The organism is Variovorax sp. 350MFTsu5.1 (genome assembly GCF_048302515.1).
GTDB lineage: Bacteria > Pseudomonadota > Gammaproteobacteria > Burkholderiales > Burkholderiaceae_C > Variovorax > Variovorax guangxiensis.
In genome coordinates this window covers 6,468,465-6,487,200 of sequence record NZ_CP157620.1, presented here as the reverse complement: position 1 = coordinate 6,487,200, position 18,736 = coordinate 6,468,465, and the positions used below count along the sequence as shown (strand labels likewise).

Genomic DNA, 18,736 nt, shown 5'->3' with positions numbered 1-18,736 from the left:
TTCCAACGACAATCCTAGGGACACTACTCCCCGGAGTTTCCCGATGCCTCACGGCCATCCCACCCACAGCGCGCTCGGCGGTTCGACCATCAGGGACCGGGTGCGCGCAGCCAATGCGCAGGAACTGGAAAGTATTCCGTGGCTGCCCACGCTCACGCCCGCCGAGCGGCGCCGCGCCGAGGCCGCGCTGGTGGTCGGCGAGGCCGAGCCCGGCGACCTCGTCTGCCGCGTCGGGCGCTCGCCCACCTACTGGTTCGGCGTGGTCGAGGGGCTCCTGAAGATGAGCAACGACAACGCCGACGGCGGCTCCGTCACCTACACCGGCGTGCCGCCCGGCGGCTGGTTCGGCGAAGGCACGGTGATGAAGCGCGAGCCCTACCGCTACAACATCCAGGCGCTGCGGCGCAGCCTCATCGCCGGCCTGCCCACCGACAGCTTCCACTGGCTGCTCGACCATTCCATCGGCTTCAACCGCTTCGTGATGAACCAGCTCAACGAGCGGCTGGGCCAGTTCATCGCTGCGCTCGAGATCGACCGGCTCAACAACCCCGACGCGCGCGTGGCGCGCAACCTCGTGTCGCTGTTCAATCCGGTGCTGTATCCGGGCGTGGGCGAAGTCCTGCGAATCACCCAGCAGGAACTGGCCTACCTCGTCGGCCTCTCGCGCCAGCGCGTGAACGAAGCCTTGAACGCGCTCTCGGCGCAGGGGCTGATCCGCGTGGAGTACGGCGGCCTGCGCGTGCTCGACCTGCCGGGCCTGCGCGCGACCGCGATGTCGAACAAGAAGAACCAGCCGGCGCCAACCCAGGCGGAAAAATCATGACCAATCTCTCCGACAAGCTCCAGATCGTGCCCGCGAATGCCGAGGCCGCATTCATCCCGCCTCCGGAACCACCCAAGGCCAAGCCCGAAAGCGCCGGCCCCTCGCTGGAAGAAGTCATCGAGCGCAACGAGGCGCTCACCGAAAAGGTAGAAGCGCTCGACGCGGTGCTGGCCAAGCCGCTCGCCGAGATCCTGGCCGACCGCGAGAAGGCCGAGGAAGCCGCGCTCGCCTGGGATCGCTTCGGCGCGATGTGGATGCTCTCGCAGCGCGCCATGCGCCGCGTTGCCCTCGACCTCGCGGCGCAGCTCGGCGTGAGCGAGGAAGAAGTCGTGGCGCGCGCCATGGCCAATGCCAATGCTGTGCTCAACGGCGCGGACGAGGTCGATCTGGGCGGCACCGTTGCGCCGGCACAGATGCAGCACATCGCCCGCCATCGCAACTTCCTGAGAAAGCAGTTCAAGTAGGGACAAGCGATTCCCTTTAACCTTCGCGCTTTCCTTTCGTTCCACAAACCAAGAGTTCTCATACAGATGACCGCTTCCCACCTCACTCTCATCACCGGCGCCTCGCGCGGCCTGGGCCAGGCCATGGCCGAGCAGCTGCTGCAGGCCGGCCACACGGTCGTCGGCATTTCGCGCAAGCAGTCGTCCGCGCTGGCCGAGGCGGCCAAGGCTGGCGGTGCCGAGCTCACGCAATGGGAGCAGGACCTGTCCGACCCGGTGGCCGCGGCCGAGCGCCTCTCGGCCTGGCTCAGGACCGTCGACGCGCAGCGCTTCGACAGCGTCACGCTCATCAACAATGCCGGCACCGTGGGTAACCCCGCGCCGCTGTCGCGCGCCGTGGAGTCGGAACTGTCGCTGGCCCTGCGCATCGGCCTCGAAGCGCCGATGCTGCTGACGGCGGCCTTCCTCGGTGCCACGCGCGAATGGCGGGGCGTGCGCAAGGTGCTCAACATTTCCTCGGGTCTGGGCCGCAACGCCATGGGCAGCCAGGCGCCGTACTGCGCTGCGAAGGCCGGCATGGACCACTTCTCGCGCGCCGTGGCGCTGGAGGAGGCGAATGCGCCGAACGGCGCGCGCATCGTCTCGCTGGCGCCGGGCGTGATCGACACCGACATGCAGGTGCAGCTGCGCGGCGCCTCGGCCGAGAAGTTTCCGGACCGCACGCGCTTCGAGAAGATGAAGAACGAAGGCATGCTCGACAGCCCCGCCACGGCCGCGGCCAAGGTGCTGAAGTACCTCTCGCGCGCGGACTTCGGCGCCAAGCCCGTGGCCGACGTGCGCGACCCCGACTGAGCGGAAGGCGAGCGACCCCATGGCAACGGCCCAGGCCATCGACACCGGCGAGTACAAGCTCTTTCCCTCGCCGCGCAACGTGCACCGCATCGTGTTCGAGCACCAGGTGTTCGTGCCGCACCCCTATGCGCTGATCGTGATGAACGAATTCGGCTTCAAGGGGCGCTACAGCCTGTTCTCGGCCTGCCGCATGAGCGACGGGAAGATGGGGCAGGTGGCGACGTTCGAGGACGCGGCGGATGTGGACGTCTTCAACAGGAAGTTCGTGCCTGACTGAGTTCGGGCGTTGTTCCCTCTCCCCTTGGGGAGAGGGTTAGGGTGAGGGCCGCGGCTCAGGAAGATGCGGGACCTTCGCTACCGCCGTTACCCCCTCACCCCAGCCCTCTCCCCGAGGGGAGAGGGAGTGAAACCATCGGGGAGGCGCTGCTGTTTGCTACTGCATCGCGAACCTGTCGCGCTGCGCCTGCGCGCATTCGCCCATCACGTTCAGCGCACGCTCCACCGTCGGCGTGCCCATCACGAACGGGTTCGCCGCACCCGCAGGCTGCTGGCGCAGCGCGGCCATCTTGGCCTGCGAACTGTCGACGTTCGAGTGGTTCGACAGCATCACGTCGATGTTCTGCGCCTTCACGATCGAATCCATGCGCTTCGTGGAGGCGATGTAGTTGTCCAGCCGCGGAATGTCCTTGCCGAAGTTGAAGCCCGTGCCGCCCCAGAGCATGGCGCGGTGCTTCCTGCCGTTCTCGCTGACGTCGAACACCGGCGAGAGCGTGCCCATGGTGTGGCCCGGGGTGAGGTAGAGCGTGACGGTGGTGTCGCCCAGCGTGACGCGGTCACCGTCCTTCACCGAGATGTCCCGCTTCGGAGGCGCGCCCCAGATCGGCGTGGCGAATTCGAGCTTGGTTTCGGTCATCGTCCAGTCGGGCTCGCTCATCACCACGCGCGCGCGGTACTTCTGCGCGAGATACGGCGCGCCGCCGTAGTGGTCGCCGTGTCCGTGCGTGACGATCACGTACTTGATCTGCGCCGGGTCCAGGCCCAGCTTGCGCATGCCGCCCTCGATCAGCGCTGCGGCTTCCACCTGGTTGTTGAGCGCGTCGATGAGGATGATGCCGTCCGAGGTCTTGATGGCCCAGGCGCTGACCCAGTCGGCGCCCACGAAGTAGAGGTTGTCGAAGGCCTTGGCGGGCGGCGGTGCCGGCTTGTTGATGAGCAGCGGCAGGCCCTTGTCGAGCTCTTCCTGCGGCGGGCGCGTGGCGGGGGCGGGCTTGCACAGCGACAGCAGCGGCCCGAGGTCGGTGCCCGCGGCCTTCGTGGCTGCCGCGACGTGGGCGGCGACGGTGGCGTCTGAAGGCTTCTGCGCGGCGGGTGTCTGCGCGCAGCCCTGGAAAAGGACGACGGCCGCCGCGAGGGCAGCCGTCTTCAATGGAAGCGAAGGAACCATCGGTGTCTCCATGCCGTCGTTGCGGCCTGTTCTGGAGACACCATTCTGCGACGCGAAGTCTTATTCGATTGTCGCGCCCGAGGCTTGCACGATGCCCTTCCACTTCTCGTAGTCGGTCTTCAGCAGCGCACCGAACTGCTCGGGCGTCATGCTTTGCGGCTCGGCGCCCTGCGCGATGATGGCCGCCTTCATGTCGGGCGTGGCCAGCAGCTTGTTGATCTCGGCATTGAGCGTGGTCACCACGTCCTTGGGCGTGCCGGCCGGCACGAAGATGCCGTACCAGGTGCTCACGTCGAAGTCCTTGTAGCCGAGCTCGGCCACGGTGGGCGTCTCGGGCAGCGAGGTGCTGCGCTTGGCCGAGGTGACGGCCAGCGGACGCAGCTTGCCGGCCTTGATCTGCGCCATGGCCGAGGGCACCGACGACACCATCAGGTCGACGTTGCCCGCGAGCACGTCCATCATGGCCGCGTTGGAGCCCTTGTAGGGCACGTGGCGCATCTTGATCCTGGCGGCGCCGTTGAAGATCTCGCCGGCCAGATGGATGGTGGTGCCGTTGCCGGGCGAGCCGTAGGTGACGGTGTCGGGCGCGGCGCGCGCGGCCTTCACCACGTCGTCGAGCGTCTTGAACTTGGAGTTGGCCTGCGTGACGATCACCACCGGCGTGTAGGCCACATGGGCTACCGCGGTCAGGTCCTTCACCGGGTTGTAGCTCAGGTTCTTGTAGAGCCAGGGCGCCACGACCATGTTGTCCTTCTGGCCCATCACGATGTCGTAGCCCGTGGGCGCCGCGCGCGCGGCCTCGGCGATGCCGATGGTGCCGCCGGCGCCCGCGCGGTTGTCGGGCACCATGGTCCAGTGCTTGGCCTCGGTGAGCTTCTGGGCCACCAGGCGGGCCAGGATGTCGGTGCCGCCGCCGGGCGGGAAGGGCACGATCAGGCGCACGGGCTTGGCGGGGTAGGCGGTGGCCTGTGCGTGGGCGGTGGCGGTAAGGGCCAGCGGGAGTGCCAGCGAGAACGCCAGCGAGGTGGCCAGCTTGCCGAGATGTCTGCGGATCATGGGTTGTCTCTTCGTCGGAATGGATCGGGGGTTGCAGCCGTCGCCTGCGGTCACTGCACCGGGGGTGCAGTGTGCCGGAAGCCGCGTAAGAAGGATTTCTTCATTCGCGATGGGGCACGTATCGACTTGCGGGGCCCCATTTTCCGATGCCTTGACAGGGCCCTGTCCGACGCAAATACTGCACCGCATGGTTGAGTAATTTTGGCAAGCTCGGCGCCCTTCATTTTCGATGGCGCGCGGGGCCTGGAAGGAGACTCGCATGCTCGGAAACATCAACGCAGTGGCCAATCTCGCGGTGAAGGATCTCGCCGTGGCCCGTCGCTTCTACGAAGACACGCTGGGCCTGAACCAGGTCGATGCGGAAGGGGACGAGGTCATCGTCTATCGCAGCGGCAACACGCGCATCAATGTGTACCGCTCGCAATTCGCGGGCACCAACCAGGCGACGGCCGTGACGTGGTCGGTCGACGGCGACATCGAACGCGTCGTGGACGCGCTGAAGTCGCGGGGCGTGCGCTTCGAGCACTACGACATGCCCGACACGCAGCTGATCGGCGACCTCCATGTCATGGGCGACATGAAGGTCGCGTGGTTCAAGGACCCGGACGGGAACATCCTGAACCTGATCAACGACTGATCGAACGATCGATCAGCCGAAGTTCCTGGCTGCGAAGTCCCAGTTGACCAGCTTGGCCAGGAAGGTCTCGACGAACTTCGGGCGCAGGTTGCGGTAATCGATGTAGTAGGCGTGCTCCCAGACGTCCACCGTCAGCAGCGCGGTGTCGGCGGTGGTCAGCGGCGTACCGGCTGCGCCCGTGTTCACGATGTCGACCGAGCCGTCGGCCTTCTTCACCAGCCAGGTCCAGCCCGAGCCGAAGTTGCCCACGGCCGACTTCACGAAGGCTTCCTTGAAGGCGTCGTAGCTGCCCCACTTGGCTTCGATGGCCTTGGCCAGCGCGCCGGTGGGAGCACCGCCGCCTTGCGGCTTCATGCAGTTCCAGAAGAAGGTGTGGTTCCAGATCTGGGCGGCGTTGTTGTAGATGCCGCCGCTGGACTTCTTGACGATCTCCTCGAGCGTCATCGACTCGAATTCGGTGCCCTTCTGCAGGTTGTTGAGGTTCACCACGTAGGCGTTGTGGTGCTTGCCGTAGTGGTACTCGAGGGTTTCCTGCGAGTACTCGGGCGCCAGTGCGTCCAGCGCGTAGGGCAGGGGTGGGAGCTTGTGTTCCATCGTGGTTCCTTTGGGTTGGTGAAAGAGCAGGGAGAAAGAAATTTCAGGCGGCCGCCTTGGGCTCGACCCGGTAGGCGCAGCGCCGCGCGCCCGCCAGCACGTGCTCGACGCGGCTGACGTTCACGTTGGGGCCCAGCACCTCGTTGAAGAGCTGCAGTTCGCTGCGGCAGAAGCCCGTGCAGGCCTGCGCCGCGGTACAGATGGGGCAGTGGTTCTCGATGAAGAGAAAGCCGTCGCCCCGGCCCTCCTCGTCGGGCCGGAACTCGGCCATGTAGCCCTCGCGGCTGCGGATCTCGGCCAGCCGCTCCAGCCGCGTCTTCAGGCTGCGCGCGCCGCGCATGGCCTCGGCGTAGTTGGTGCGCATCGTGGCTTCGCGCGCGTTGATGAGCTGGTCCATGCCCTTCTGCCCGAACACGCTGATGACGGCGCTGATCATCTGCACCGTCATCTCGGCGTGCGTGTCGGGAAAGCGCTTGTGGCCTTCCCCGGTGAGCCGCCAGATCTGCGTGGGCCTGCCCCGGCCGCTGGAGCGGCTCTCGGAGTCGACCAGTCCCTCGGCCTCCAGCTTGGACATCTGCTGGCGCACCGCCTCCACCGTGACGTTGAGAACCTTGGCGATGTCGGGTATGCCGAGCGCGCCGCGGGTCTTGAGCGTCGAGAGGATGCGGTCTGCCGGCTGGTGCGGCATCCAGGTTGGCTTTGGATCGGGGGCGGACATGGCGGCGGCTTCTGGCATGGAAAACAGCACCATTGTCAGGTGGTTGGCGCTCCCTTCGCCACCGCGGGTGCTTGCCAGCCACCGCCCAGCGCCTTGTAGAGCGCGACGAGGCTGGTGTAGGAGGCGGTTTCGGCCTCGGCCACGGCGTCCTGCGCGCGCAGCAGGCTGCGCTGGGCATCGAGCACGCTCAGGTAGGGCGCGGCGCCTTCGCGGTAGCGCACCTCGGCCAGTTCGGCGGCGCGGCTGCTGCGGGCCGATGCTTCCACCAGCCGCTGCAGGCGCAGCTGGTTCTGGCCATAGCCGGTGAGCGCGCCTTCCACGTCCTCGATGGCGCGCAGCACCGTCTGCTCGTAGAGTGCGCGGTCGCCCTCGGCGCGGGCTTCGGCGCCGCGCACGCGGGCCTTCACCGAGCCCAGCCGCAGGGCAGGCCAGCTCGCGCCCGGCGTCACGCTGAAGGCCCGGCTCGACGAGCTGCCGAGGTCCGAACCCCGCAACGCGATGAAGCCGAGGAAGCCGCCGATTTCGAAGCGCGGATACAGCTCGGCCGTGACCGCGCCCACGTCGGCCGTGCTCGCGGCAAGCCCGCGCTCGGCGCGCAGCACGTCGGGCCGGCGGCGCAGCAGATCGCTCAGGTCGCCCACGGGCAGGCGCTTGTCGATCGCGCGCAGCTGGCGCGGCTGCAGCATCGGCTCCAGCTCGCCCGGGCGCAGGCCGGCCAGCACCGCGACGCGGTAGGCCGACTGGCGGCGCGTGGTTTCCAGCGCGGGCAGCTGGCTCTCGGTGGTCGCGAGGTTGGCCTGCGCGCTCGCCAGGTCGCCTTCGAGGGCGCGGCCGGTCTGCACTTGCGCCTCGGTCACGCGCAGGCTCTGGCGAAGGCTGTCCAGCGTACGGCGCGTCACCGCGATTCGCTGCTCGGCGCCGCGCATCTCGTAGTAGTTGCGCGCCAGCTCGGCCACCGCGACGATGCGCACCTGCTCCAGGTCGGCCGCGCTGGCCTCGGCGCGCGCGGTCGCGGCCTCGTCCAGGCGCTTCAGGCGGCCGAACAGGTCGATCTCCCACGAGGCGTCGAAACCCGCGCGGCTGCTCTGTGCCAGCGAGCGCACATCGGGCTGCGCGCCGTTGTTGCCCTGGGCGATGCCGCGCGTCTTGCTCGCGCTGGCGGTCACCACCGGCAGCCGGTCTAGCTCCGCCCCGGTCTGCACCGCTCGGGCTTCGAGCAGGCGGGCCTGCGCGATGCGGATGTCGTGGTTCTCGGCCAGCGCACGGTCGACGAGCGCGTCGAACTGCGGATCGTCGAGCTGGCTCCACCAGTCGCGCTGCACCGCGTCGTTGGCGAAGAGCGAACTCTCCGGTGCGCGGATGACCACCGGCGCATCCGCCGGAGCCCTGTAGTCGGGCCCGACGGCGCAGCCGGCGAGTACCAGCATGCCCAGCGCGAAGGGAGCCGCGTAGGAAAAGAGTCGGTTCATGGTCATGCTCCTTCGGCCAGCGCTTCGAGTTCGGCCGCGCGCTGCGAGCGGCCTTCGGCGCGGTGGTCGCGCGCCAGCAGCGTGTACATGGTGGGCAGCACGAAGAGCGTGAAGAGTGTTCCCACCAGCATGCCGACCACGATCACCAGCCCGATGCTGAAGCGGCTGTTGGCGCCGGCCCCGCTCGCGAAGAGCAGCGGCACCAGGCCCACCACCATCGCGGCGGTGGTCATCAGGATGGGGCGCAGCCGGATGCGCGCGGCCTCTTCGATGGACGAGCGCCGGTCCAGGCCCTTGTGCATCTGAATCTCGTTGGCGAACTCCACCATCAGGATGCCGTGCTTGCTGATGAGCCCGATCAGCGTCACCAGCCCGATCTGCGTGTAGATGTTGATGGTGCCGAAGCCCAGCGCCAGCGGCACCAGCGCGCCGCAGATCGACATCGGCACGCTGATCAGGATGATCAATGGGTCGCGCAGGCTCTCGTACTGCGCCGCCAGCACCAGGTAGATCACGACGATGGCGAACACGAAGGCCATCACCAGCGCCGAGCCTTCCTGCGTGAACTGCCGCGCGTCCGACTGCCAGTCGTAGCTGAAGCCGGCCGGCAGCTTCTTCGCCTCCTCGCTCAGGAAGGCCACCGCGTCGCCCATGGTCACGCCCGGTGCCGGAATGGCCTGGAAGGTGGCGGCGTTGAGCTGGTTGAACTGCGTGAGCTTGTTCGGCCCCACGCTGGTCGACAGCTGCACCAGGTTGGCCAGTGGCACCGGCTGGCCGCTCGCGCTCTTCACGAAGTAGCGAGAGAGTGCCTCGGCCGTCAGCCGCTGCTCGCGCGGCGACTGCGGAATCACGTCGTACGAGCGGCCGTCCATGCCGAAGCGGTTGACGTAGTTCTCGCCCACCAGCACCGCGAGCGTGTCGCCGATGGACTTCATCGTCACGCCCATGCTGTTGGCCTTGGCGCGGTCCACGCGGATCTCGACCGTGGGGTTGTTGAACTCCAGGTCGCTGTCGACCACGATGAATTTGCCGCTGTCGCGCGCCGACTTCTTCAGCGCCTCCATCGCCTCGAACACGGTGCGGTGGTCGCCCGCGCTGCGGATCACCATCTGCACCGGCAGCCCGCCGGTGGAGCCCGGCAGCGAGGGCAGCTGGAAAGCGAAGACGCTGCTGCCTTCCACCTCGTTCATGCGGCCCTGCGTGTCTCCCTGGATCTGGTCGGCGTTGCGCTTGCGGTCCTTCCAGTCGGAAAGCTGCACGCCGCCGATGCTGTTGGAGACGCCGTCCGAGCCGTTGATGAGCCAGCGGCCGGTGTTCTCGGGCAGCGAGGCGAACACGTCGTCCCACTTCTTGCCGAACTTCTCGACGTAGTCGATGTTGGCGTGCTGCGGCGACTTGATGGCCGTCAGCACCATGGCCTGGTCTTCACCGGGTGCGAGCTCGCGCTGCGCCGCGTTGTAGAGGAAGGGCAGGCTCGCCAGCACCAGCGCCGCGAAGATGCCGGTGGCCCAGCGATGGTGCAGCGACACGTCGAGCAGCCTGCCGTAGCCCGTGGCGAGCCGGTGGAAGAAGCTCTCGGCCGCGCGCGCCATGCGGCTGCCGGTGGCGTCCTGCGGAAGCAGGAAGGAGCTCATCACCGGCGACAGCGTGAGCGCGATCACGCCCGACACCACCACCGCGCCCGCCAGCGTGAAGGCGAATTCCTTGAAGAGCGAGCCGGTGAGACCGCCCATGAGGCCGATGGGCGCGTACACCGCTGCCAGCGTGAGCGTCATGGCAATCACCGGGCCGGCCACTTCGCGTGCGCCGATCAATGCGGCCTGCACCCGCGACTTGCCTTCCTCGATGTGCCGGTGCACGTTCTCCACCACCACGATGGCGTCGTCCACCACCAGCCCGATGGCCAGCACCATCGCCAGCAAGGTCAGCAGGTTGATGCTGAAGCCGAACAGCAGCATCAGCGCGGCCGCGCCCAGCATCGACAGCGGAATGGTCACCACCGGAATCAGCACCGCGCGCACCGAGCCCAGGCACAGGAAGATCACGATCACCACGATGGCGATGGCCTCCAGCAGCGTGTGGCGCACCTCGTCGATGGACGCCTCGATGAAGCGCGCCAGCTCGAAGGGCAGCTGCACCTCCACGCCTGGTGGCAGGTTCTGCTTGATGCCGGGCAGCAGCTCGCGGATGCGCTTGACGATCACCAGCGGATTGCCGTTGGGCGCGGCCTGCAGGCCGAGGTATATGGCGGGCACGCCGTCCATGGTCGCGCTGCTGTCAGCGCTGGCCGCGCCCAGCTCCACGGTGGCCACGTCGCCCAGTCGCACGATGGCATCGCCCTCGCGCTTGACGACCATGTCGCGGAACTCGGCCACGTTCACCAGGTCGGTGTTCACGCGGATGTTCGACACCACGTACAGGCCCTTCACTTGCCCCGGCGCGGCCTGCACGTTGTTCTGGCGCAGGGCGTCGGCCAGCTCGCCGGCCGAGATGCCGCGCGCCGCCATGCGGTTGGGGTCGAGCCATACGCGCATCGCCAGCGTCTGCCCGCCCGACACCTCCACGCCCGAGACGCCGGTGATGGAGGCGAACTGCGGCTGCACCACGCGCGAGAGGTAGTCGGTGAGCGCGGGCATCGGCATCGTCTTGCTGGAGAAGCCCACGTACGCCACGGCGGTGGCCTCGCCCGACGACTTCAGGATCACAGGGTCGAAGGCCTCGGCCGGCAGCCGGTATTTCACCTGGCTGACCTGCGCCATCGCCTGCGTGAGCGCCTGGTTGGCGTCGGCGTTGAGCTTCATGCGCACGCTGATCACGCTGCGGCCCAGCGTGGACGAGGAGGAAAGGTAGTCGACGTTCTCGATGGTCGCCACCGCCTGTGCGATCGGCTGCGTGACGAAGCCCTGCATCAGCTCCGGCGAGGCGCCGGGGTACTGCGTGGTGATGGTGAGCGTGGTGCTCTCGGTCAGCGGGTACTGCCGCACCGGCAGGTCGCCCAGGGCGCGCGCGCCCAGCAGCAGGATGAGGGTGCTCACCACCAGCGCCAGCACGGGCCGGCGCACGAAGAGGTCGGTGAACTTCATGACTTCGATTCCTGCGTGAGCGACAGCGTGTCCTTGTCGCCGAGCGCGACGGCCGCGCCGGTGTAAAGGCGCAACTGGCCCGAGGTGACGACCTTGTCGCCGGGCGAGAGGCCCTTCTCGATCACCACCAGCCCGTCCTGCCGCTCGCCGGCCTTCACGAAGACCTGCTGCGCGGAGAAGCCGCCGCCTTTTTCAGCGGGAACCACGATGAACACCGAGTCGCCGTGCGTGCTGTAGGTGATGGCCGTCTCGGGCACGGTGATGGCGTCGGTGCGTGCCGGCAGCGCGACCCGGCCGTTGACGAACATGCCCGGCGCGAGCGCGCCGTCGGCGTTGTCGACCGTGGCCTGCAGGCGCACCGTGCGCGTGTCGCTGCCGATCTGTGGCTCGATGGTGCTGAGCCTGCCCTGGAACACGCGTCCCGGATACGCGTCGACCGACAGCGCCACCTGCTGGTTGCGCTTGAGCGCGGGCAGGGCGGTCTCGGGCAGCGTGATGTTGGCGAAGAGCGTGCGGCTGTCGGTGAGCGACACCAGCGCATCGCCCGCGCGCACGAACTGCCCGAGGTTGACGCGGCGGATGCCGAGCACGCCGTCGAACGGCGCCTTGATGCGCTTCTGCTCCAGCAGCGCCTGCACGCGCCGCAGCTCGCCGCTGGCCTGGTCGAAGGCGGCCTGCGCCTGTTCGAGCTGCTCCTGCGTCGCCGCCTGCTGCGGCACCAGCCGGCGCGTGCGCTCCAGCAGCGCCCTCGCATTGGCGCGCTGGGCCTTCAGCCGCTCCAGGTCGCCCTGCTCGGGCGCGTCGTTGAGCTGCACCAGCACCTGCCCCGCGCGCACCTCGGCGCCGGGCGTGAAGAGGATCTTCGCGATGCGCCCCTCCACCTCGGCCGGCACCTCCACCTGCCGGTTGGCCTCCAGCGTGCCGATGCCGCCGAGGAAGCGCGCCACTTCCGTCTTCTGCGCAGCGGCGACTGCCACCTTGGCCGGCGGCATGCCGCCTCCACCCTCCGCATGCGCGGGCCGCAGCTTGGTGGCGAGCCCGAAGCCGGCGCCTCCCAATACCAGTGTCGCAAGGCCGGCACCCAGCCAGGCCCTTGATTGCTTGTTCATACGACGTCCATTATTAATCAAAGAAAGTACTTTGATTATTTGTTGATGTCGTTTGCCTGTCGATGAAGGCATCGCAATGGCCGTCATAGGCCGGGGCTATTCGCGCAAGGCAGTGCATGTCTGGTCTCCGGGAGTCGAGCGGGAAATGCCGCAGACCTGAGACGTGCCGGCCGGGCTTGTTGTGACAGTCGGGCTCTTCTGTCAGGCCGAATGCGTCGCGTGAAGTAAGTCGCGGCGCAGAGCTTTGTCTGCGGTGCTTGGCGAGCGATGCCGCCCGGTCTCTCTACAAGTCGACGTCCTCAACTCGGAGATTCATTGCAATGATGCGAAAGGTGATCGTGGTGGGTGATCCACCAGGACGCATACCATCGGCATCGCCCCCGGGGTTCTGCAGCATTCCTGATGCCGCCTTTTCGATCGACTCACGGCTCAGCACGCTCATCCACGAGGTGACTCACTTCGATGACACCTTTTCCTCGAAGGACACCGTCGGAACTATGCGGAAAAGCCTCCCTCTGGCCTCGAACCCCGAGGAAGCGCGTTTCAACGCGGACAGCATCACTGGCTACGTGCTCTATGTCGACTAGGTTGATGTCTCTGGTCCTGGCGCTGACGTTGGCCTCCGCCAACGCGCAGGGATGTTCACGGGTGATCCAGATCACACTGGATTTTCAGGAAGACTCTGCGCAACTCGAATCGAAGCAGATTGTGCGGTTGGCTAGCTGGCTGGTTGAAGTTCGTGGCTTGTTCCAGTACGGCGATGCCGATGTCGAGGGCGTGGCCGCTGGCAATGAGGCCAAGAAGGACCGAAAGGAACTCGCAAGGCGCCGAGCCGATGCAGCGGCCAGCGCTTTGAAAAACCTGCTGGGGGGCTTGCCCATCCATTCCAGCGCGAATGTCTATCCGCCGGACCTCATCCGATCAAACGGAAACTATGCCGTTGTCCAGCTGAACCCGGTGAATGCGCCGGACTGCAGTCTGGTCCCGATACCTGGCTTCAAGTACTGATCGTCTTGTGCGTCGTGCCCCTGCCGGGAGTACAGCCCGGCAAAGGCGCTCGGGCTGTTCCCAGCCCCGCCTCACGAGCGCGGCGGCCGCGTTTTTACGCTTTCTTTACGCCCACCCCATCACTCTTTCCCCCGTTTTGACGCCCGACTGCCGAGACTGACTCCCATCTTTTCTCGTATGCAGGAGTGATGCATGGACATCGTCTGGATGGGCGCCTTGCTGGCGCTGTGGGCCATGGTGGGGGCCATGGTGGTCGGGCTGAAAAGGCTCGATGCGCCGAAGAACCCGTCGAACAAGGCGTCGAACGCCGCCGATGGAGCCTCATCGTGATCAGCCTCGAAGTTCTTTACGGCTTCGGCGCGCTGATCGCCGTGGTTCTTTTCGCGTACCTGGTGTTCGCGCTGATCTGCGCGGAGGAATTCTGAAATGACCTCCTCCGCCTGGGGCCTGCTGGCCCTTTTCCTCGTCCTGCTGGGCGTGCTCGCATGGCCGGTCGGCAAGTTCCTTGCCGCGCTGTGCAACGAGCGCGTGCCGCGCTGGATGCAGCGCATCGAGGCGCCGCTCTACAAGCTCGCGGGCACGAAGCCCGAGCAGTCGATGCACTGGCTGCGCTATGCCTTCGCGCTGCTGGCCTTCAATGCCATCGGCGCGATCTTCGTCTATGCACTGCAGCGCCTGCAGGCATGGCTGCCGCTCAACCCCGCGGGCATGGCGGCCGTGTCGCCCGACTCGGCCTTCAACACCGCGGTGAGCTTCGTGGCCAACACCAACTGGCAAGGCTATGCCGGCGAGTCGACCATGAGCTATCTCACGCAGATGCTCGGGCTCGCGGTGCAGAACTTCTTCTCCGCCGCCACCGGCATCGCGGTGGCCTTCGCGCTGGTGCGCGGCTTCGCGCGCCGGGGCGACGGCAAGGGGCTGGTGGGCAACTTCTGGGCCGACATCACGCGCGTCACACTGTGGGTGCTGGTGCCGATCTCCTTCGTGCTCGCCGTGGTCTTCGCGGGCCAGGGCGTGATCCAGAACTTCGACGCCTACAAGGAAGTGAGCACGCTCGAGACCACCGCCTTCCAGCAGCCGAAGAACGGCGCCGACGGCCAGCCGCTGAAGGATGACAAGGGCCAGCCGGTGATGGAAGACGCCACCACCAAGACGCAGACGCTCGCCATGGGCCCGGTCGCCTCGCAGGAGGCGATCAAGATGCTGGGCACCAACGGCGGCGGCTTCTTCAACGCCAACTCGGCACATCCCTACGAGAACCCGACGGCGCTGGTGAACCTGCTGCAGATGATCGCGATCTTCCTGATTCCGGCGGCGCTGTGCTTCACCTTCGGCCACGTGGTGGGCGACATGCGCCAGGGCTGGGCGGTGCTCGCGGCAATGACGGTGATGTTCGTCGTCGCCGTCATCGTCATCACGCCCGCCGAGCAGGCCGGCAACCCGCTGCTGACCCCGCTGGGCGTCGACCAGATGCACGGCGCGCTGCAGGCCGGCGGCAACATGGAAGGCAAGGAAGTGCGCTTCGGCATCGACGCCTCCTCGCTCTTCGCGGCCATCACCACGGCTGCTTCCTGCGGCGCGGTGAACGGCATGCACGACTCGCTCACCCCGATGGGCGGCATGGTGCCGCTGGTGCTGATGCAGCTCGGCGAAGTGGTCTTCGGCGGCGTGGGCTCGGGCCTGTACGGCATGCTGATCTTCGCGATGCTCGCTGTCTTCATCGCCGGCCTGATGATCGGCCGCACGCCCGAGTACCTCGGCAAGAAGATCGAGGTGCGCGAGATGAAGCTGATCTCCATCGCCATCCTGGTCACGCCGATCCTGGTGCTGGCCGGCACCGCGGTGGCGGTGATCGCGGGCGCTGGCAAGGCCGGCATCGCGAACCCCGGCGCGCATGGTTTCTCCGAAATCCTGTACGCACTGACTTCCGCCGCCAACAACAACGGCAGCGCCTTCGCGGGCCTGTCGGCCAACACGCCCTTCTACAACGGCCTGCTCGCGCTGGCCATGTGGCTCGGCCGCTTCGCGATGATCGTGCCGGTGCTCGCCGTGGCGGGCGCGCTGGCCGCCAAGAAGCGCCTGCCCGTCACCAGCGGCACGCTGCCCACGCACGGCCCGCTGTTCGTCTCGCTGCTGATCGGCACGGTGCTGCTGGTCGGCCTGCTCAACTATGTGCCGGCATTGGCCCTGGGGCCCATCGTCGAGCACCTGGTGCTCTGGAAGTAAGGAGCCCGCCATGACCGCCAATACAAAAACCTCTCTCTCGCTCTTCGACGCGGCGCTGGTCAGGCCCGCGCTGTGGGCTGCCTTCGCCAAGCTCAACCCGCGCACGCAGTGGCGCAACCCGGTGATGTTCATCGTCTACATCGGGAGCATCCTCACGACGGTGCTCTGGGTGCATGCGCTGAGCTTCCCGGGCGACACCGGCATGAAGCCCGCCTTCGTGCTGGCCGTGACCATCTGGCTGTGGTTCACCGTGCTGTTCGCCAACTTCGCCGAGGCGCTGGCCGAAGGCCGCAGCAAGGCGCAGGCCGCATCGCTGCGCGGCCTGCGCAAGGACACCTGGGCCAAGAAGCTGCAGGAGCCGCACCATGGCGCGCAGTGGCTACCCGAACAGGCGCCCAACCTGCGCAAGGGCGACGTGGTGCTGGTCGAGACCGGCGACGTGATTCCGCTCGACGGCGAAGTGATCGAAGGCGTGGCCTCGGTCGACGAGAGCGCCATCACCGGCGAATCGGCACCCGTGGTGCGCGAATCGGGCGGCGACTTCTCGGCCGTGACCGGCGGCACCCGCGTGCTGTCCGACTGGCTGGTGGTGCGCATCTCGGTGAACCCGGGCGAGTCGTTCCTCGATCGCATGATCGGCATGGTCGAGGCCGCCAAGCGCCAGAAGACGCCGAACGAGATCGCGCTGACCATCCTGCTGGTGGCGCTGACCATCGTGTTCCTGGTGGTCACGGTCACGCTGCTGCCTTTCTCCATCTTCAGCGTGGAGGCCGCGGGTGCGGGCACGGTGGTGTCGCTCACCGCGCTGGTCGCGCTGCTGGTGTGCCTGATCCCGACCACCATCGGCGGCCTGTTGTCGGCCGTGGGCGTGGCCGGCATGAGCCGCATGATGCAGGCCAACGTGATCGCCACTTCGGGCCGCGCGGTGGAAGCCGCCGGCGACGTCGACGTGCTGCTGCTCGACAAGACCGGCACCATCACGCACGGCAACCGCCAGGCCAGCGCCTTCCTGCCTGCGCCGGGCGTGACCAAGGCGCGGCTCGCTCGCGCCGCGATGATCGCCTCGCTGGCCGACGAGACCCCCGAGGGCCGCAGCATCGTCGAGCTCGCGCGCCGCGAAGGCCTGGAGCCGACGCCGGTGGAGGGCGCCCGCTTCGTCGCCTTCACCGCGCAGACGCGCATGAGCGGCGCCGACCTGCCGGCCGCCCCCAACAGCCTGGACACCGACCCCGTGCTGCTGCGCAAGGGCGCGGTCGACGCGGTGCGCCGCCACGTCGAGGCCATCGGCGGCACGGCCGCGCCCGAGGTGCTGCGCGCAGCCGAGGAAGCTGCGCGCCGTGGCAGCACGCCGCTGGCGGTGGCCGAGGGCAACCGCGTGCTCGGCATCGTCGAGCTCAAGGACATCGTCAAGACCGACATCAAGGAGCGCTTCGCCGAGCTGCGCCGCATGGGCATCAAGACGGTGATGATCACCGGCGACAACAAGCTCACGGCCGCGGCCATCGCCGCCGAGGCCGGCGTGGACGACTTCCTGGCCGAAGCCACGCCCGAGGACAAGCTCGCGCTGATCCGCCAGTACCAGTCCGAAGGCCGCCTCGTGGCCATGACCGGCGACGGCACCAACGACGCCCCCGCGCTCGCGCAGGCCGACGTGGCCGTGGCCATGGGCAGCGGCACGCAGGCCGCCAAGGAGGCCGGCAACATGGTCGACCTCGACTCCAACCCGACCAAGCTGCTGGAAGTGGTGGAGACCGGCAAGGCGCTCCTGATGACACGCGGCTCGCTCACCACCTTCTCGATCGCGAACGACGTGGCGAAGTACTTCGCCATCATCCCGGCGATCTTCATCTCGACCTACCCGCAGCTGGGCGCGCTCAACGTGATGCGGCTCGCGAGCCCGTCGTCGGCCATCCTGAGCGCGGTGATCTTCAACGCGCTGGTGATCGTGTTCCTGATCCCGCTGGCGCTCAAGGGCGTGCGCTACCGGCCGGTGGGTGCCGCTGCGCTGCTGCGCCGCAACCTGGCCATCTACGGCCTGGGCGGCCTGCTCGTGCCCTTCATCGGCATCAAGCTGATCGACTGGCTGCTCGTGGCCGTCCATCTCGTCTGAGGAGTATTCCGTGATGAACAACAACACCATCAACGGCAATGGCTGCGAGGGCGGCATCGTCCGCCCCGCGCTCGTGCTCTTCGTGCTGCTGAGCGCGCTCACCGGCCTGATCTACCCGATGGCCGTCACCGGCGTCGCGAAGGCGGCGTTTCCCGATCAGGCGGCGGGCAGCCTGATCGTGCTCGACGGCACCACCGTCGGCTCGAAGCTCATCGGCCAGAACTTCAGCGATCCGAAGCATTTCTGGGGCCGGCCGTCGGCCACCGCGCCGCAGCCCTACAACGCGAGCGCCTCGGGCGGATCCAACCAGGGTCCGCTCAACCCCGCGCTGACCGATGCGGTGAAGGCGCGCGTGGAAGCGCTGCGCGCAGCCGATCCGGACAACGTTGCGCCGGTGCCGGTCGACCTCGTCACGGCCTCGGCCAGCGGGCTCGATCCCGACATCAGCCCCGCCGCCGCGCAGTACCAGGCGGCGCGCCTGGCGCGCGTGCGCGGCATGCCGCTCGCGCAGGTGCAGTCGCTGATCGACAGGAACACGCAGCAGCCCCTGCTGGGCTTCCTGGGCGAGCCGCGCGTCAACGTGCTGGCGCTGAACATCGCGCTGGACGCCGCCTCCGGTTCATTCAGTCCTTCGACACCGCGTTGAGGAGAAACAAGCCATGGCCTATGCCGCCTATCGAGAACATCCCGGTGCGCCGAGAACGCGCGCTTCCATGAACACCGACAAGGGCAACGGCAGCCCGTTCTACGTGCTCGACGTCACGGTCTGCTGCGCCGACGCCCTGCGCGTGCGCCGCAGCATCGCCGGCTGCCCCGAGGCGGGCGTGGTGCGCTGCGAGCCGCTGCTGCATGCCTGCAGCTCGCAGGAAAGCGATGCGCCCTGCGTGCGCCTGATGATCCGCCTGCCGCTCGCCCGCTATGCCGACGTGCTGCACCGGCTGATCGAATGCGTCCCCTCGGGCGAGATCGGCCGGCTCGTGAGCTGGCGCGAGCACCTCGCGCGCTGCGGCCTGCGTCATGGTCACTGACCTCCTGATGGCGCTGCTGGCCATGGCGGCGCTCTTCGTGCCGCTGGGCTTCGCGTGGTGGGTGTTGTCGCGCACCGCGCGGCGCCACCAGCGTTCGCGCCGCAAGGACGGCCCGATGCGCTAACCTGTGCCGCCG

At 67.7% G+C, this 18,736-nt stretch carries 20 protein-coding genes; 13 read left to right on the top strand and 7 right to left on the bottom strand.

The window, feature by feature from the left end:
- Window positions 1–43: 43 nt before the first annotated feature.
- The 4 genes from ABL843_RS29610 (at window position 44) to ABL843_RS29595 (ending at window position 2,395) form a co-directional block, all read left to right on the top strand.
- Entirely contained in the window at window positions 44–823 is a 780-nt protein-coding gene (locus ABL843_RS29610) for a Crp/Fnr family transcriptional regulator (RefSeq protein WP_418118345.1), read from the top strand.
- Window positions 820–1,287, top strand: a complete 468-nt coding sequence (locus ABL843_RS29605) for a hypothetical protein (protein ID WP_418118344.1) — start codon at window positions 820–822, stop codon at window positions 1,285–1,287. The genes ABL843_RS29610 and ABL843_RS29605 overlap by 4 nt, the downstream gene beginning before the upstream one ends.
- 66 nt (window positions 1,288–1,353) lie before the next feature.
- The gene (locus tag ABL843_RS29600; protein WP_418118343.1) at window positions 1,354–2,118 is read left to right on the top strand and encodes an SDR family NAD(P)-dependent oxidoreductase; all 765 of its coding nucleotides are present in this window, start codon (window positions 1,354–1,356) and stop codon (window positions 2,116–2,118) included.
- Between the two features lie 19 nt (window positions 2,119–2,137).
- Window positions 2,138–2,395: a hypothetical protein gene (locus tag ABL843_RS29595; protein ID WP_126021248.1), complete on the top strand. Its 258-nt coding sequence runs from the start codon at window positions 2,138–2,140 to the stop codon at window positions 2,393–2,395.
- Window positions 2,396–2,551: 156 nt separating this feature from the next.
- Here ABL843_RS29595 and ABL843_RS29590 read toward each other — a convergent pair whose 3' ends face one another.
- Window positions 2,552–3,562, bottom strand: coding sequence for an MBL fold metallo-hydrolase (locus ABL843_RS29590; protein ID WP_418118342.1), 1,011 nt, complete (start codon window positions 3,560–3,562; stop codon window positions 2,552–2,554).
- Window positions 3,563–3,622: 60 nt separating this feature from the next.
- On the bottom strand, window positions 3,623–4,618 hold the full coding sequence (locus ABL843_RS29585) for a Bug family tripartite tricarboxylate transporter substrate binding protein (RefSeq protein WP_184639614.1): 996 nt from the start codon (window positions 4,616–4,618) through the stop codon (window positions 3,623–3,625).
- A gap of 259 nt (window positions 4,619–4,877) precedes the next feature.
- Between ABL843_RS29585 and ABL843_RS29580 the strand changes: the two genes are divergently transcribed.
- Window positions 4,878–5,255 carry a VOC family protein gene (locus tag ABL843_RS29580; RefSeq protein WP_418118341.1) on the top strand — a complete coding sequence of 126 codons (378 nt, stop codon included), beginning with the start codon at window positions 4,878–4,880 and terminating at the stop codon, window positions 5,253–5,255.
- 12 nt (window positions 5,256–5,267) lie between these two features.
- Here ABL843_RS29580 and ABL843_RS29575 read toward each other — a convergent pair whose 3' ends face one another.
- Genes ABL843_RS29575 through ABL843_RS29555 form a run of 5 tightly spaced genes read right to left on the bottom strand, consistent with a single transcriptional unit; the run spans window position 5,268 to window position 12,228 of the window.
- Window positions 5,268–5,849 carry a superoxide dismutase gene (locus ABL843_RS29575; protein WP_184639618.1) on the bottom strand — a complete coding sequence of 194 codons (582 nt, stop codon included), beginning with the start codon at window positions 5,847–5,849 and terminating at the stop codon, window positions 5,268–5,270.
- A gap of 43 nt (window positions 5,850–5,892) precedes the next feature.
- Window positions 5,893–6,567: a helix-turn-helix transcriptional regulator gene (locus ABL843_RS29570; protein WP_418118340.1), complete on the bottom strand. Its 675-nt coding sequence runs from the start codon at window positions 6,565–6,567 to the stop codon at window positions 5,893–5,895.
- A gap of 35 nt (window positions 6,568–6,602) precedes the next feature.
- Window positions 6,603–8,042, bottom strand: a complete 1,440-nt coding sequence (locus tag ABL843_RS29565; protein WP_418118338.1) for an efflux transporter outer membrane subunit — start codon at window positions 8,040–8,042, stop codon at window positions 6,603–6,605.
- Window positions 8,039–11,119: a MexW/MexI family multidrug efflux RND transporter permease subunit gene (locus ABL843_RS29560; RefSeq protein WP_369660483.1), complete on the bottom strand. Its 3,081-nt coding sequence runs from the start codon at window positions 11,117–11,119 to the stop codon at window positions 8,039–8,041. The genes ABL843_RS29565 and ABL843_RS29560 overlap by 4 nt, the downstream gene beginning before the upstream one ends.
- Window positions 11,116–12,228: an efflux RND transporter periplasmic adaptor subunit gene (locus tag ABL843_RS29555; RefSeq protein ID WP_418118337.1), complete on the bottom strand. Its 1,113-nt coding sequence runs from the start codon at window positions 12,226–12,228 to the stop codon at window positions 11,116–11,118. The genes ABL843_RS29560 and ABL843_RS29555 overlap by 4 nt, the downstream gene beginning before the upstream one ends.
- 591 nt (window positions 12,229–12,819) lie before the next feature.
- Here ABL843_RS29555 and ABL843_RS29550 point away from each other — a divergent pair.
- The 8 genes from ABL843_RS29550 (at window position 12,820) to ABL843_RS29515 (ending at window position 18,724) form a co-directional block, all read left to right on the top strand.
- A complete protein-coding gene (locus ABL843_RS29550; protein ID WP_418118336.1) occupies window positions 12,820–13,236 on the top strand; it encodes a hypothetical protein in 417 nt (138 codons plus the stop codon).
- A gap of 192 nt (window positions 13,237–13,428) precedes the next feature.
- Entirely contained in the window at window positions 13,429–13,566 is a 138-nt protein-coding gene (locus ABL843_RS29545; protein ID WP_418118334.1) for a hypothetical protein, read from the top strand.
- Window positions 13,563–13,661, top strand: coding sequence for a K(+)-transporting ATPase subunit F (kdpF, locus tag ABL843_RS29540; RefSeq protein WP_019657711.1), 99 nt, complete (start codon window positions 13,563–13,565; stop codon window positions 13,659–13,661). The genes ABL843_RS29545 and kdpF overlap by 4 nt, the downstream gene beginning before the upstream one ends.
- 1 nt (window position 13,662) lies before the next feature.
- On the top strand, window positions 13,663–15,462 hold the full coding sequence (gene kdpA, locus ABL843_RS29535; protein ID WP_418118332.1) for a potassium-transporting ATPase subunit KdpA: 1,800 nt from the start codon (window positions 13,663–13,665) through the stop codon (window positions 15,460–15,462).
- A 10-nt stretch (window positions 15,463–15,472) separates the two neighbouring features.
- Window positions 15,473–17,572, top strand: coding sequence for a potassium-transporting ATPase subunit KdpB (gene kdpB / locus ABL843_RS29530; protein WP_418118331.1), 2,100 nt, complete (start codon window positions 15,473–15,475; stop codon window positions 17,570–17,572).
- A 13-nt stretch (window positions 17,573–17,585) separates the two neighbouring features.
- Window positions 17,586–18,218, top strand: a complete 633-nt coding sequence (gene kdpC, locus ABL843_RS29525; RefSeq protein WP_418118329.1) for a potassium-transporting ATPase subunit KdpC — start codon at window positions 17,586–17,588, stop codon at window positions 18,216–18,218.
- A gap of 67 nt (window positions 18,219–18,285) precedes the next feature.
- Window positions 18,286–18,600 (top strand): hypothetical protein, encoded by a 315-nt coding sequence (locus ABL843_RS29520; protein ID WP_418118328.1) that lies wholly within the window; start codon window positions 18,286–18,288, stop codon window positions 18,598–18,600.
- Window positions 18,590–18,724, top strand: a complete 135-nt coding sequence (locus ABL843_RS29515; protein ID WP_019657716.1) for a hypothetical protein — start codon at window positions 18,590–18,592, stop codon at window positions 18,722–18,724. Before ABL843_RS29520 ends, ABL843_RS29515 begins: the two co-directional genes overlap by 11 nt.
- The last annotated feature ends 12 nt before the right edge of the window (window positions 18,725–18,736 follow it).

Coding starts and splice junctions, on each gene's coding strand:
- ABL843_RS29610 (WP_418118345.1), top strand. CDS start 44: ATGCCTCACGGCCATCCCACCCACAGCGCGCTCGGCGGTTCGACCATC.
- ABL843_RS29605 (WP_418118344.1), top strand. CDS start 820: ATGACCAATCTCTCCGACAAGCTCCAGATCGTGCCCGCGAATGCCGAG.
- ABL843_RS29600 (WP_418118343.1), top strand. CDS start 1,354: ATGACCGCTTCCCACCTCACTCTCATCACCGGCGCCTCGCGCGGCCTG.
- ABL843_RS29595 (WP_126021248.1), top strand. CDS start 2,138: ATGGCAACGGCCCAGGCCATCGACACCGGCGAGTACAAGCTCTTTCCC.
- ABL843_RS29590 (WP_418118342.1), bottom strand. CDS start 3,562: ATGGTTCCTTCGCTTCCATTGAAGACGGCTGCCCTCGCGGCGGCCGTC.
- ABL843_RS29585 (WP_184639614.1), bottom strand. CDS start 4,618: ATGATCCGCAGACATCTCGGCAAGCTGGCCACCTCGCTGGCGTTCTCG.
- ABL843_RS29580 (WP_418118341.1), top strand. CDS start 4,878: ATGCTCGGAAACATCAACGCAGTGGCCAATCTCGCGGTGAAGGATCTC.
- ABL843_RS29575 (WP_184639618.1), bottom strand. CDS start 5,849: ATGGAACACAAGCTCCCACCCCTGCCCTACGCGCTGGACGCACTGGCG.
- ABL843_RS29570 (WP_418118340.1), bottom strand. CDS start 6,567: ATGTCCGCCCCCGATCCAAAGCCAACCTGGATGCCGCACCAGCCGGCA.
- ABL843_RS29565 (WP_418118338.1), bottom strand. CDS start 8,042: ATGACCATGAACCGACTCTTTTCCTACGCGGCTCCCTTCGCGCTGGGC.
- ABL843_RS29560 (WP_369660483.1), bottom strand. CDS start 11,119: ATGAAGTTCACCGACCTCTTCGTGCGCCGGCCCGTGCTGGCGCTGGTG.
- ABL843_RS29555 (WP_418118337.1), bottom strand. CDS start 12,228: ATGAACAAGCAATCAAGGGCCTGGCTGGGTGCCGGCCTTGCGACACTG.
- ABL843_RS29550 (WP_418118336.1), top strand. CDS start 12,820: ATGTCTCTGGTCCTGGCGCTGACGTTGGCCTCCGCCAACGCGCAGGGA.
- ABL843_RS29545 (WP_418118334.1), top strand. CDS start 13,429: ATGGACATCGTCTGGATGGGCGCCTTGCTGGCGCTGTGGGCCATGGTG.
- kdpA (WP_418118332.1), top strand. CDS start 13,663: ATGACCTCCTCCGCCTGGGGCCTGCTGGCCCTTTTCCTCGTCCTGCTG.
- kdpB (WP_418118331.1), top strand. CDS start 15,473: ATGACCGCCAATACAAAAACCTCTCTCTCGCTCTTCGACGCGGCGCTG.
- kdpC (WP_418118329.1), top strand. CDS start 17,586: ATGAACAACAACACCATCAACGGCAATGGCTGCGAGGGCGGCATCGTC.
- ABL843_RS29520 (WP_418118328.1), top strand. CDS start 18,286: ATGAACACCGACAAGGGCAACGGCAGCCCGTTCTACGTGCTCGACGTC.
- ABL843_RS29515 (WP_019657716.1), top strand. CDS start 18,590: ATGGTCACTGACCTCCTGATGGCGCTGCTGGCCATGGCGGCGCTCTTC.